12 protein-coding genes are annotated in these 12,767 nt (G+C 55.8%); 8 read left to right on the top strand and 4 right to left on the bottom strand.

Annotated elements, in window-relative coordinates; translation table 11 throughout:
• Positions 1–36 precede the first annotated feature (36 nt).
• Entirely contained in the window at positions 37–711 is a 675-nt protein-coding gene (locus QZ517_RS05885; RefSeq protein ID WP_294223612.1) for an HAD-IA family hydrolase, read from the top strand.
• Between the two features lie 59 nt (positions 712–770).
• Complete coding sequence (locus QZ517_RS05880) at positions 771–1,964, top strand: aminotransferase class I/II-fold pyridoxal phosphate-dependent enzyme (protein ID WP_294223609.1); 1,194 nt, start codon at positions 771–773, stop codon at positions 1,962–1,964.
• A gap of 6 nt (positions 1,965–1,970) precedes the next feature.
• Here QZ517_RS05880 and arsC read toward each other — a convergent pair whose 3' ends face one another.
• The 3 genes from arsC to QZ517_RS05865 are packed head-to-tail and all read right to left on the bottom strand — an operon-like array spanning position 1,971 to position 3,711.
• The gene (gene arsC, locus QZ517_RS05875; RefSeq protein ID WP_294223606.1) at positions 1,971–2,309 is read right to left on the bottom strand and encodes an arsenate reductase (glutaredoxin); all 339 of its coding nucleotides are present in this window, start codon (positions 2,307–2,309) and stop codon (positions 1,971–1,973) included.
• Positions 2,306–3,373 (bottom strand): quinone-dependent dihydroorotate dehydrogenase, encoded by a 1,068-nt coding sequence (locus tag QZ517_RS05870; RefSeq protein WP_294223603.1) that lies wholly within the window; start codon positions 3,371–3,373, stop codon positions 2,306–2,308. The genes arsC and QZ517_RS05870 overlap by 4 nt, the downstream gene beginning before the upstream one ends.
• Positions 3,370–3,711 (bottom strand): DUF952 domain-containing protein, encoded by a 342-nt coding sequence (locus tag QZ517_RS05865; protein ID WP_294223600.1) that lies wholly within the window; start codon positions 3,709–3,711, stop codon positions 3,370–3,372. Before QZ517_RS05865 ends, QZ517_RS05870 begins: the two co-directional genes overlap by 4 nt.
• A 122-nt stretch (positions 3,712–3,833) precedes the next feature.
• Between QZ517_RS05865 and QZ517_RS05860 the strand changes: the two genes are divergently transcribed.
• The 6 genes from QZ517_RS05860 (at position 3,834) to QZ517_RS05835 (ending at position 10,849) form a co-directional block, all read left to right on the top strand.
• A complete protein-coding gene (locus QZ517_RS05860) occupies positions 3,834–5,393 on the top strand; it encodes a bifunctional metallophosphatase/5'-nucleotidase (RefSeq protein ID WP_294223598.1) in 1,560 nt (519 codons plus the stop codon).
• Between the two features lie 65 nt (positions 5,394–5,458).
• Positions 5,459–5,764, top strand: coding sequence for a DnaJ family domain-containing protein (locus QZ517_RS05855; RefSeq protein ID WP_294223595.1), 306 nt, complete (start codon positions 5,459–5,461; stop codon positions 5,762–5,764).
• Complete coding sequence (locus tag QZ517_RS05850; protein ID WP_294223592.1) at positions 5,764–6,420, top strand: SOS response-associated peptidase; 657 nt, start codon at positions 5,764–5,766, stop codon at positions 6,418–6,420. Before QZ517_RS05855 ends, QZ517_RS05850 begins: the two co-directional genes overlap by 1 nt.
• 135 nt (positions 6,421–6,555) lie before the next feature.
• Positions 6,556–7,374 (top strand): bifunctional allantoicase/(S)-ureidoglycine aminohydrolase, encoded by an 819-nt coding sequence (locus tag QZ517_RS05845; protein ID WP_294223587.1) that lies wholly within the window; start codon positions 6,556–6,558, stop codon positions 7,372–7,374.
• Positions 7,375–7,541: 167 nt separating this feature from the next.
• Positions 7,542–8,540 carry a type I glyceraldehyde-3-phosphate dehydrogenase gene (locus QZ517_RS05840; protein WP_294223585.1) on the top strand — a complete coding sequence of 333 codons (999 nt, stop codon included), beginning with the start codon at positions 7,542–7,544 and terminating at the stop codon, positions 8,538–8,540.
• A gap of 32 nt (positions 8,541–8,572) precedes the next feature.
• A complete protein-coding gene (locus QZ517_RS05835) occupies positions 8,573–10,849 on the top strand; it encodes an NADP-dependent malic enzyme (RefSeq protein ID WP_294223581.1) in 2,277 nt (758 codons plus the stop codon).
• A 139-nt stretch (positions 10,850–10,988) separates the two neighbouring features.
• On the opposite strand, the gene QZ517_RS05830 is transcribed toward QZ517_RS05835, so the two are convergent.
• Positions 10,989–12,761 carry an SLC13 family permease gene (locus QZ517_RS05830; RefSeq protein WP_294223578.1) on the bottom strand — a complete coding sequence of 591 codons (1,773 nt, stop codon included), beginning with the start codon at positions 12,759–12,761 and terminating at the stop codon, positions 10,989–10,991.
• Positions 12,762–12,767 lie beyond the last annotated feature (6 nt).

Raw genomic sequence — 12,767 nt, 5'->3', positions numbered from 1 at the left:
TGCGCGGGAAGTCGCGCAGGCGGCAGGGAGCACTACATGAGAACAGTGGTTTTTGATCTGGATGGAACACTTGCGGACACAAGCGGTGATTTGATTGAAGCTGCCAATGTGTGTTTTCGCGATATGGGACATGGGGATGTTCTATCGGTGGAAAGAGACGCAGGCGTCGCCTTGCGTGGCGGACGGCGCATGTTGACCGAAGGACTTGCGCGTTTAGAGGCACTGGATGAGGCCGTTGTGACTAAATATTATCCCATTTTGTTAGAGGCTTATGGTGGTGCAATTGCGACGCACACAGTGCTATACGATGGGGCCATGGAAGCGGTTGAGACACTCAAATCACGCGGATACGGCGTCGGCATCTGTACCAACAAGCCGGAAGCTCTGGCTGAGCAACTTTTGAATGCGCTTTGTGTCAGGGAGGCTTTTGGGGCTTTGGTTGGCGCTGACACTTTGCCTGTACGCAAGCCCGATCCTTTGCCATTGCAGGAAACTGCACGGCGGTTGAACGGCGATCCAGCGCAAACGGTGCTTGTTGGTGACAGCGACACGGACAGGAACACGGCACGTGCCGCAGGGGTGCCCAGCATTTTGGTGACCTTTGGGCCAAGCGGCGAGGATATGGCCGCGCTGGAACCTGAGGCATTGCTACATGACTTTGAGGCGCTACCTCAGCTTGTTGCTGCGTTGATTGGCCAAAACCCGAATTGATTTCAAATGAAAGTCGCCAACCCATCCTTGATGTGACAACCCAACTGCGAGTGCCAAAAATGAGCGAAAACTTTACAGGCAATTTCACCCAGCAGTTGCCGATCTCCGAGGAGGCAATCGAAGCAGCTGTTTCAGTGATGAAAAATGGGAGGCTGCATCGCTACAACCTTTCGGAGGGCGAGATTGGTGAAGTTTCGCTTCTCGAGCAGGAATTTGCAGCCTACGTCGGGAGCAAGTTCTGCCTCGCGGTGGCCTCAGGAGGGTATGCGCTTGCCTGTGCTCTACGCGCGATGGAAGTGACGCCGGGCGATCGAGTTTTGACCAACGCGTTCACTTTGGCTCCGGTTCCGGGCGCGATTGCAAGCATCGGTGCGGTGCCGGTTTTTGTAGGTGTGACGGCGGGGCTGGTGATTGATCTGGCTGACTTGGAAGCTAAGGCGGGCCAGGCGGATGTCCTCCTGTTGTCTCATATGCGCGGGCATATCTGTGACATGCAGGCGCTTATGGCGATCTGCGACGCGCATAATGTCAAAGTGATCGAAGATTGTGCGCATACGATGGGGGGAGGCTGGAAGGACATACCCTCAGGGCGACATGGCGCAATGGCTTGTTATTCCACGCAGACTTATAAACATATCAACTCCGGGGAAGGCGGATTCTTGATCAGCGATGATGAAGAGTTAATGGCCCGTGCGGTGATGTTATCGGGTAGCTATATGCTTTATGAGCGGCATGGCGCTGCGCCGTCTCCAGAGGTGTTTGAGCGTATAAAGTACCACACCCCCAATGTGTCCGGTCGGATGGATCATTTGCGCGCGGCTATTTTACGGCCGCAATTGCGGGAGTTGGATGTGCAAGTTGCAGCCTGGAATGCGCGGCACGACATTTTGCTGTCAGGGTTGCGGGGAACGCCAGGGCTTGCGGTTGTTGAGAGGCCTGACGGGGAAGCATACGTTGGCAGCTCCATACAGGTCGTTTTGCTGGACTGGTCGGAGGAGCAAATCAACGAGGTGCTGACCCGCTGCGGTAGGCGGGGGGTCGAGCTCAAATGGTTTGGTGGCGCTGAACCGGTTGCCTTCACGTCCCGATACGACAGTTGGCGCTACGCGCCGTCTGAAGCGATGCCAAAGACGGACCGCATTCTGAAAGGCATTGTCGATATGCGCATCCCGCTCACATTTTCGGAAGCGGATTGCGTGTTGATCGCAGGCATCATTCGGGCGGAAGTCAGCGCTGTGTATCAGGCGGGCTAACGTCCTTTAGAGAATGCCGAGAGCCGCTTCTGGCGGACGGCCAAATGCGGCTTTGTCGTTGGCGATCACGATTGGGCGTTCAATCAGCTTTGGGTGTGCGGCCATTGCGCTCAGCAACGTGGCGTCGTCATCCGATTTGGAGAGGCCAAGCTCTTTGAACAGCGCCTCCTTTGGGCGCATCATTTCGATAGTGGTCACGCCTAGGAGGGCTTTGACCGATGCCAGTTCCTCTAGGCTTGGAGTGTCCTCGAGGTAAAGACGCACAGTAACGTCGCCTTTTTCCTCAACAAGTGCCAGAGTTTGTCGGGACTTAGAGCAGCGTGGGTTGTGCCAAATGCAGATCATAGCCAGCCCTCACGTTTGCTGCCCACAGCCTCCGAAACATTGTCAAACCCGTCGTTTTGCAGAAGTTTGTCCAAGTCGCGAATGATGGTTTCCGCAAGAGAGAAGCCGCTAAACACCAAGGCGGTATAGAGTTGCACTGCACTCGCGCCGGCGCAAATTTTGGCGTAGGCTTGCTCTGCTGTGCTAACTCCGCCAACGCCAACCAGAGGTATGGTGCCTTCCGTTAATTTGGACAACCGCGCCAGAACACGGGTGGACTTTTCAAACAGCGGCGCGCCGGACAGTCCGCCGGCTTGATCTTTGTGGGCACTCACGAGGCCTTCGCGAGACAGGGTTGTGTTGCTTGCGATGATTGCGTCTAGACCACTTTCAGCAGCCACTTCGGCAATTTCAGAGAGCTCTGTCTCCGTCAGATCCGGTGCGATTTTCAAAAATACTGGGATCTTGCGATCTAGGCCTTCACGGGCTTCCATAACGCCAGCCAAAAGTGCTGAGAGCGCCGCTTTGCCTTGTAGATCACGCAATTTTTCGGTGTTCGGAGAACTGACGTTCACGGTGGCAAAATCTAGATGTGCGCCGCAGTGCGCCAGTACGCGTGCAAAATCCTCGGCACGGTTCTCGCTGTCTTTGTTGGCGCCCAAATTGAGGCCGATCACGGCATCTTTGGGCCGGTGCGCAAGCCTTGCGCCGATTGTCTCCATGCCGTCGTTGTTAAACCCAAATCGGTTGATCGCGGCTTTGTCTTCGGTCAGGCGGAAGAGGCGAGGTTTTGGGTTTCCTGGCTGCGGACGTGGTGTGGCTGCGCCTACTTCAATAAAGCCAAAACCGGATTTAGACAGCGCGGCCAACGCAGTGGCATTTTTGTCAAAACCTGCCGCGAGGCCAACCGGATTTGGCAACTCGAGTCCGACTAAATTTGTCTTTAGGCGTGAAGACGTAATGGTTCCGGGCGCATTTCCTAGGCCCATTTCCAGTGCCTTAAGCGCCAGTCCATGTGATTTTTCGGGATCCATGCTGCGCAGCACGTTCATTCCGAAAGCTTCGAGACCTCGTTTCAGAATCATGATAATACTCCGGCAGGAAACTCATGTTTTCCGTCAATCAACGGCAGAGGTTGGGCCCAGGTCACATCAGACAAGCGGAACTCGCGGTACAGATGTGGAAACTCCGCGCCACCGCGGGAAACTTCCCATTTTAGTTCCTCCCCCAACGATGCCGCTTCGCAGGCCAAAAGGAATAAGTCCCCTTCGCCCGCGAAATGCTTGGCCGCAGTTTCAGCGGCTTGCTTTGCAGTGGAGAAATGAATGTAGCCATCGGCCACATCAACGGGGGCGCCGGCGGATTGCCCGTTGGCACGCAGGGCCGCCCATTCATCGGAGCGGAATATCTTGAAGATCAGCATGGCCTGCTCATGCAACGGACAAGGGGCTAGGTCAAGCGTGTCCTTAGATGTAATATCTTTGACATTTGAGCCGTTTAAACGGCACGATATTGACTGAATGATAAAAAGAGAGGGGATTCTCCATGATTGCTCGTTTGATGACAGGGGCGGCAGCACTGGCCGTAACAGCCGGTATGGCCGCAGCGGATTATACGCTGACAGTTTTGCACACCAATGATTTCCATGCTCGATTTGAGCCTATTTCCAAATACGACTCCGGTTGTGGCGAAGAGTCCAACGCGGAGGGCAAGTGCTTTGGCGGTTCTGCGCGTTTGGTGACTGCGCTGGCTGATGCCCGTGCCCGTTCTAACAACTCGATCCTTGTGGACGGTGGTGACCAATTCCAGGGCACGCTGTTTTATACCTACTACAAAGGTAAACTTGCGGCGGAAATGATGAACAAGCTTGGGTACGACGGCATGACCGTTGGCAACCACGAGTTTGACGACGGCCCAGAAGTTCTGCGTGGCTTCATGGATGCGGTGAATTTTCCTGTTCTGATGTCCAACGCAGATTTCTCCGGTGAAGAACTTCTGGCGGATAAACTTCTCAAATCCACTGTGATTGAGCGCGGCGGCGAAAAGATTGGTCTCATTGGACTTACCCCACAGGACACCGACGAGCTTGCGAGCCCAGGTCCAAACATTACATTCACTGACCCGTCAGAAGCGGTTCAGGGTGAGGTCGATAAACTCACCGAGATGGGTGTGAACAAAATCATCGTGCTGAGCCACTCTGGTTACGGTGTGGACCAACAGGTTGCGGCAAACACCACTGGTGTGGACGTGATTGTAGGTGGGCACTCCAACACGCTGCTGTCCAACACGTCTGATCGTGCCGAAGGCCCATACCCAACCATGGTTGGCAGCACTGCAATTGTGTCTGCCTACGCGTATGGCAAGTTCCTTGGCGAGTTGAACGTGACCTTCAACGACGCAGGCGAAATTGTGGAAGCCGCCGGTGAACCGATCATTATGGATGCAGCCGTGGCCGAAGATGAAGCCACCAAAGCGCGTATTGCTGAAGCTGCGGCACCGTTGGAAGAAATCCGCAAGCGGGTGGTCGCGGAGACAGCAGAAGCGATTGACGGTGAGCGTGGCTCCTGCCGTGCTGGAGAATGCACCATGGGCAATCTGATTGCCGACGCGATGCTGGACCGTGTGAAAGACCAAGGCGTGCAGATTGCCATCCAAAACGGTGGCGGCATTCGCGCTTCCATTGATGCGGGTGAGGTGACCATGGGCGAAGTGCTGACCGTGCTGCCGTTCCAGAACACACTGTCCACTTTCCAAGTAACAGGCGAAACCATTGTTGCCGCTCTGGAAAATGGAGTGAGCCAGCACGAAGAAGGTGCCGGTCGGTTCCCACAGGTCGCGGGCATGTCCTATGCGTTTGATGCGAGCAAGGAAGCTGGCAGCCGTGTGAGTGACGTGATGGTTGGCGGTGAGCCAATCGACGCTGGCAAACTTTATAGCGTGGTGTCCAACAACTATGTGCGTAATGGCGGCGACGGCTACAAAATGTTCCGCGATGCGCAGAACGCTTATGATTATGGTCCGGACCTGGCGGATGTAACCGCTGAGTATCTGGCGGCTCAAGGCCCGTTCAAGCCATTTTTGGATGGCCGTATCACCATTAAGTAAGTCGTCTGACTTGACGATTTATGCCCCCGCTAGGAAACTGGCGGGGGTTTTCTTTTGAGGCAGCCATGGACCGACCACCTATCGATCTGATCGACCAGAAAATCCGCGAGGCGGAAGCCATAGGTGCGTTTGGTAACCTTAAGGCAGTGGGCGGGCCTTTGCCCAAAGAGGATGACGTTGACAATGCGCGACTCAATCGACTGATGGGGGAGGTCGGTTGGGCTCCGGAGTTTGTGTCGCTGTCGCGGGATTTGAACTGGGTTCGGGAAGAATTGCACGAGACTGCTGAAAAAAATCGACGGCAGGACATCTTGAAAGAGATTTCGATGATGGACGTCGAGTTTGTATTGGCACAGAAAGCGCAACGCTGATGTGTGGGAGGTTTGCGATCACCCTGCCACCCGATGCGATGGCGCAATTGTTTTCGGCAACGCCAGCCAACAATTTGCCGGACGTACCCAACTTCAATGTCTGCCCAACCAATCAGGTTCACGTCGTGTTGGGCGAAGATGAGGCCGCAAGGCGGTTGGTGTCCATGCGGTGGGGGGTCATTCCTAAATGGTACAACGCGCCATCGGATGGACCACTGCTGATCAATGCACGCGCGGAGACATTGGCGGAAAAGCCGGCCTTTCGAGCCGCCTGCCGAGAACGACGGTGTTTGATCCCGGTGACCGGGTTTTATGAGTGGACCAAAGACAGTGAAGGTGTGCGTTGGCCATGGTACATTTCAGCAGAGGTGCCTTTGGCTTTGGCTGGGGTGTGGCAAGAGTGGTCGCAGGGCGAAGACACCATGTCCACATGCGCGATTGTGACCACCCAAGCCAATGAAACCATGTCGCAAATCCATCATCGCATGCCTGTGGTGATTGATGAAGAAGATTGGGGGCTGTGGCTTGGGGAACAAGGGCATGGGGCGGCCACTTTGATGACGGCGGCAGATGAAGGCCTGCTGTCTTTTCATCAGGTTGATCGAGCGGTGAACTCAAACCGCGCTGCGGGTCCGGATCTAATCGAACCGCTTTAGTATTCGATTTTGCGCGAAGGTTGGCCGTGGATTATCAAGAAATGCGCGACAATCCTTCAGCTTCTGAGGGGCCGCAAGTGGCTTGGCGTGGGGCGTTTGGCCTGAGATGATGGGATGAACTTTTTGGAGGGTCCCATGTCCCGGTCTTCGTATTATGCACCGCAAGGCGGTCTGCCACCACAAACCCAATTGCTCACTGACAGAGCGATGTTCACCGAGAGCTTTGCCGTCATTCCAAAAGGCACGCTAACAGACATTGTGACGTCTAATTTGCCGTTCTGGTCGGACACCCGTGTGTGGGTGATCGCACGGCCGATGAGTGGCTTCTCGGAGACGTTTTCCCATTACATTGCTGAAGTGGCTCCTGGTGGGGGGAGCGATAAGCCAGAGCTCAATCCCGAGGCGCAAGGTGTGTTGTTTGTTGTCGAGGGCAGTATTTCCGTCACAATCGATGGAAGGCTCCATGAGCTGGGTGACGGCGGATATGCGTATCTGCCAGCAGGCTGTGAATGGACGCTCAAGAATTCCAGCGATGCACCCGCGAAGTTTCACTGGATTCGCAAAAAATATGAATCGGTTGAGGGCATTGACGCCCCAGAAGCCTTTGTCACCTCAGATGCGGAAACGCCGCTCAACTATATGCCGGATACGGATGGGAAGTGGGGCACGACGCGCTTTGTGGAACCAGATGATCTGCGCCACGATATGCACGTCAATATTGTTACTTTTGAACCGGGTGGCGTGATTCCGTTTTTGGAGACACACGTGATGGAGCATGGGCTCTACGTGCTGGAAGGCAAAGCGGTATATAAGCTCAACCAAGACTGGGTTGAGGTTGAAGCAGGTGACTATATGTGGCTGCGCGCCTTCTGCCCGCAGGCCTGCTATGCGGGTGGCCCAGCCAAATTCCGTTACCTGCTCTACAAAGATGTGAACCGGCATATGACTCTGTAAAACGGGTAATAAGGGTGTTTTGCATACAACTCATGGGGTTGTGGCAAAATGCCTTTACTTGGTAGCGATAACAAACGGTTGTTGGCGGGTTTTCCGCCCCTTTTGGGGTGGCAATTGCAGACCAAACCCTATCAATTGACCTTTCAGAGCAAGCTGGGACGCGTGTCATGACCGAACGCAAGATCAAAATATTCATCAATGGGTTTGGTCGCATTGGCCGGACGGTTTTGCGTATCCTTGCCAAAGGCCAGCATGCAGAGTTTGAGATTGTTGGTATCAACGATATCGAACCGCTCGAAACCTGTGCCTATCTATTTGAGTTTGATAGTGTTTTTGGTGCTTATCCTGGGGTTGTTGAGAACGACGGACAAGCGCTCAGCGTGGACGGCCTGACCATTCCTTTTTTTGACGAACGCGACCTGAGTACGCTGAACCTACGCGATGTCGACGTGGTGCTGGAATGCACTGGCATGGCGGGGACGCGGGCGATTGCTGAACGTGGCTTGGCCGCAGGTGCGACCAAAGTGTTGATTTCCGGCCCTTCTGACGAGGCTGACGACACAATTGTGCTTGGTGCCAATGAAGAGCTTTTGAGGGATCAGAAAATCCTGTCAAATGCTTCTTGTACTACGAATGCGCTGGCGCCGTTGATGCGGGTATTGGATGCGGAGTTTGGACTGATCAGTGGGCATATGACCACCGTGCATTGCTACACCGGCAGTCAACCAACCGTGGATCAACCGCGCGCAGACTTGGCACGGAGCCGGGCGGCAGCGTTGTCGATGGTGCCTACAACCACGTCGGCGCAGCGGATGATTGATAAAGTTTTGCCACACCTCAAAGGCCGCGTGGAAACACGGGCGATACGGGTGCCAACGGCCAGCGTGTCTGCAATTGATCTGACAATTCAGACCGAAAAAGATGTGACAGTTGAAACGGTTAACGCGTGCTTGAAGGCAGCGTCGGAACGAGAGGGTATCTTGGGCTGGAGCACGAAGCCGCTTGTCTCCACCGACCTACGGGCGCGACCGGAATCGTTGATACTGAGTGAGCGAGAAACCAGCGTGTCTGTGGGCGGGCTTTTGCGCGTCTTTGGCTGGTATGACAATGAATGGGGCTTTTCCAACCGGATGTTGGATATGGCCAGGACCATGGGGCGGCGCTGAGCTGCGCGAGGGGATTTGGGAGAATACAAGAGATGACAAATACCAAAGATCAGGACCGCGCGCGTCAGGCCGCACTAGACTACCACGAGTTTCCCAAGCCCGGAAAACTGGAAATTCGCGCGACCAAGCCGATGGCAACAGGGCGTGATCTGAGCCGCGCGTACAGCCCGGGTGTGGCGGATGCCTGTCTCGAAATTGAGAAAAATCCCTCAGATGCAACGCGTTATACCGCTAAAGGCAATTTGGTTGCGGTTATTTCCAATGGCACGGCCGTGCTGGGCCTTGGCAATATCGGCGCGCAGGCTTCCAAACCTGTGATGGAAGGCAAAGCGGTTCTTTTCAAAAAATTTGCCGGGATCGACTGTTTTGACATTGAGGTAAACGAGTCCGATCCGGAGAAACTCGCAGATTTGGTGTGCCGTCTGGAACCCACTTTCGGGGCAATCAATTTAGAAGATATTAAAGCGCCGGACTGCTTCTTGGTGGAGCGGATCTGCAAAGAGCGTATGAACATTCCGGTGTTCCACGACGATCAGCATGGTACCGCGATTGTGGCGGCTGCCGCGGCGTTCAACGCCTTGATTGTGGCGAAGAAAAACGTCGAAGACATCAAAGTTGTGGCACTGGGCGCGGGGGCGGCGGGGATCGCCTGTCTCAAGATGCTGATGACCATGGGTGTGCAGCACGAAAACATCTTGATGCTGGACTCCAAGGGCGTGGTGCACAAACAGCGCAATGACTTGACCGCAGAGAAGGCTGAATTCGCGCAAGACACTGATAAGCGGACAACAATAGAGGCCATGGAAGGGGCGGACCTGTTTCTTGGCGTGTCCGGTCCTGGGTTGTTGACCAAAGAAATGGTTGAACAGATGGCGGATGATCCGATCATCTTTGCGCTTGCCAATCCAACGCCTGAGATCATGCCGGAGTTGGCACGTGAGGCTGCACCTGGGGCGTTGATTGCGACTGGTCGGTCGGATTACCCGAACCAGGTCAACAACGTGCTGTGTTTCCCGTTCATTTTCCGGGGCGCGCTCGATGCTGGCGCGACCGAGATCAACGACGCAATGAAGCTGGCCTGTGTTGAGGCAATTGCCGGTTTGGCTCGGGAAACAACCAGTGCGGAAGTCGGGGTCGCTTACAAAGGCGAAACTCTGGCGTTTGGCCCTAACTACCTGATCCCAAAGCCGTTTGATCCGCGTCTATTGCCGACTATCGCAGTGGCGGTGGCCAAGGCTGCACTTGATTCTGGCGTGGCAACCAAGGAACTTGATTTGCATGCGTATGAGAACAAGCTGCAGGCGCAGGTGTTCCGCTCTTCAATGATCATGCGCCCCGTGTATGAGGCCGCGAGCATGAGCCGCCGTCGGGTTGTGTTTGCTGAGGGCGAAGACGAGCGGGTGCTGCGGACGGCGCAGGCGATGTTGGAGGATACAGTTGACACTCCGGTGCTGATTGGTCGACCCGAGGTTGTTGCACATCGTCTTGAAAAGGCAGGGCTAAAGATCAAGCCGGGGGTGGATTTTGAACTGATCAACCCTGAGCAAGATGAGCGGTACCGTGATTACTGGACGCACTATCACGCAAAGCTGCGCCGTCAGGGTGTTAGCCCAGACAGTGCGCGGGCAATCATGCGGACCAACAACACGGCGATTGCGGCAATCGCCGTGGACCGTGGGGATGCGGACAGCTTGATCTGCGGCACCTTTGGCGAGTATCGCTGGCATCTGCGCTACGTGACAGAGATGTTGAAAAACAAGCACTTGCATCCGGTTGGGTCGCTGTCCCTGATCATTCTGGACAAGGGGCCGCTGTTCCTAGCGGATACCCATATTCACATTGAACCTACCTCTGAGCAAATTGCGGAAACCGTGATTGCGGCGGCGCGGCACGTCAGGCGGTTTGGGGTGGATCCAAAGATTGCGCTCTGTTCCGGGAGCCAGTTTGGCAACTTGGATTCACACTCGGGTCGGGTAATGCGCGGGGCGTTGGATCTATTGGATCAGAACGACTATGACTTTGAATATGAAGGGGAAATGCACACCGATGCCGCCCTTGATCCAGAGTTGCGCGAGCGTTTGTTCCCCGGTGGGCGTTTGACCGGCAAAGCAAATGTGCTGGTCTATTCCAACACAGATGCGGCGGGCGCGACCCGTAACATCTTGAAATCAGTATCAGATGGGCTGGAAGTTGGGCCGATCCTGATGGGCATGGGCAACCGTGCCCACATCGTGACGCCGTCGATTACTGTGCGTGGTTTGCTGAACATTGCTGCGTTGGCGGGCACTGAAGTTTCGACCTACGGCTAAGCCACATTTGAAGAGATGCAACAGGCCCCGTTAACCTTGGTTTGCAGGGCCTGTTTTCTGTCTGTATGACGTTGGTATCGCGTCGGTTTCACGTCGGTGCGGGTATTGTGGTCGCGCAAATGGTAAACACACCGCGCGGTCAAAGTGGCCAGAACACCAGAATGGCCGGGATCGATACCACAACTACCAAAATTTCCAGCGGCAGACCCATGCGCCAGTAATCTCCAAAGCTGTAGCCTCCGGGCCCAAGGATAAGCGTGTTGTTCTTGTGACCGATGGGCGTGAGGAAGGCCGAAGAGGCGGCGACTGCGACCGCCATCAGGAACGGGTCCGCGGACACACCAAGTGCCTGCGCCATTTGGATGCCAACCGGGGCGGCGACAATGGTGGTGGCGGTGTTGTTGAGCACGTCGCTGAGGGTCATGGTGACCAGCATCAAGACTGTCAGCACAGCCCAAGCGGGCAGGCCGGAGGTGAGGCCAACAAGTGCGTTGGCAATCAGGGAGGTGCCGCCGGAGCTGTCGAGCGCCGCACCAAGTGGGATCATGGAGCCAAGCAGCACCACCACCGGCCATTCGACATGATCGTAGAGTTCGGAGAGCGGAATGATTTTGGCAAGGACGTATGCAATCACCACGAGACCCAAAGCAATGGGCAGGTAGATGAGGCCCAAAGAGGCGGCAGCAACAGCGCCAACAAAGAGACCAATGGCCAGCCACATCTTGCTGTTGGCGGTAACCGACAAGCCCCGGTCCGCGAGCGGTAAACAGCCAAGCCAGTCGGTCACGTCCGGGCCGCGGTCTTTGTGCACAAGAATCAATAGAATGTCGCCCGGTTGCACCACCGTTTTGCGGATCTGGCTGCGGATGCGCCGGCCTTCGCGGGAGATGCCCATCAGCACAGCGCCTTGTCGCCAAGCAAGGCCGAGGGCGGCGGCAGTTTTGCCGGCAATGCGGGCGGTTTCGGGTACGACGACTTCAACAATGTCGAGGCCGTCCCCAGCGGCCTTGAGCTGCTCCTCGCGTTTTTCGTCGGAGAAATTGAGCGAGAGGGCCGCGCGGAACTCGTCTAGCGCGTCTGGTGTGGCTTCGAGCACCAGGGCGTCACCTTCGCGCAGGACGTTGGTGCGGGCGGAGCCGTAGAGGCGTTTGCCACCGCGCATCATGCCGATGATTTGCACGTCCGCTTCTTCGGCGTCCGGCTCCAGCTCTCCCAAGCGTTTGCCAATCAGTTTGCTGTCTGTGGGTACGGTGAGTTCGGCAATGTATTGGCCGAGGTCCGCGACCTTTTTGCCTGCGTCTTCGCGGTCCGGGATCAGCCGCCAGCCGATGAGGGCGACAAACAACAAACCTGCGATGGCAGTGAGGCCGCCGACGGGTGCGAAGTCAAACATTTTGAACGGCTCGCCCAAGCGCTCCTCTCGGATAGAGGCGATGATGATGTTTGGCGGCGTGCCGATGAGCGTAGCCATGCCGCCAAGGATGGTGGCAAAGCTGAGTGGCATCAGGGATTTCGACGGGCTGCGGCCTGCTTTGCGGGCGGTTTGGATGTCCACCGGCATCAGTAGGGCCAATGCGGCGACGTTGTTCATAAAGGCGGAGAGCACTGCACCTACCGCGCCCATGATGGCGATGTGGTTGCCAAGGGAACGGGCGCTGTCGACCAAGGTGCGGGTGATCAGGCCCACAGCACCGGAGCGCACAAGTCCTGCGGAAACAATCAAAACCAGCGCCACAATGAGCGTGGCCGGGTGGCCAAAACCGGAAAAGGCATCTTTGGTGGGCACCACGCCCGCGACAACAGCAATCATAAGAGCGGCAAAAGCCACCATGTCATAACGGAAGCGCCCCCAAAGCAGCATGACAAATACACCACCAAAGAGGCTGAACAAAATGATCTGATCGGGTGTCATAAAAAG

The sequence above is a fragment of the uncultured Shimia sp. genome, assembly GCF_913054185.1.
In the GTDB taxonomy this organism is placed as follows: Bacteria; Pseudomonadota; Alphaproteobacteria; order Rhodobacterales; family Rhodobacteraceae; genus Shimia.
This window is presented reverse-complemented; position numbering and strand designations above follow the sequence as displayed.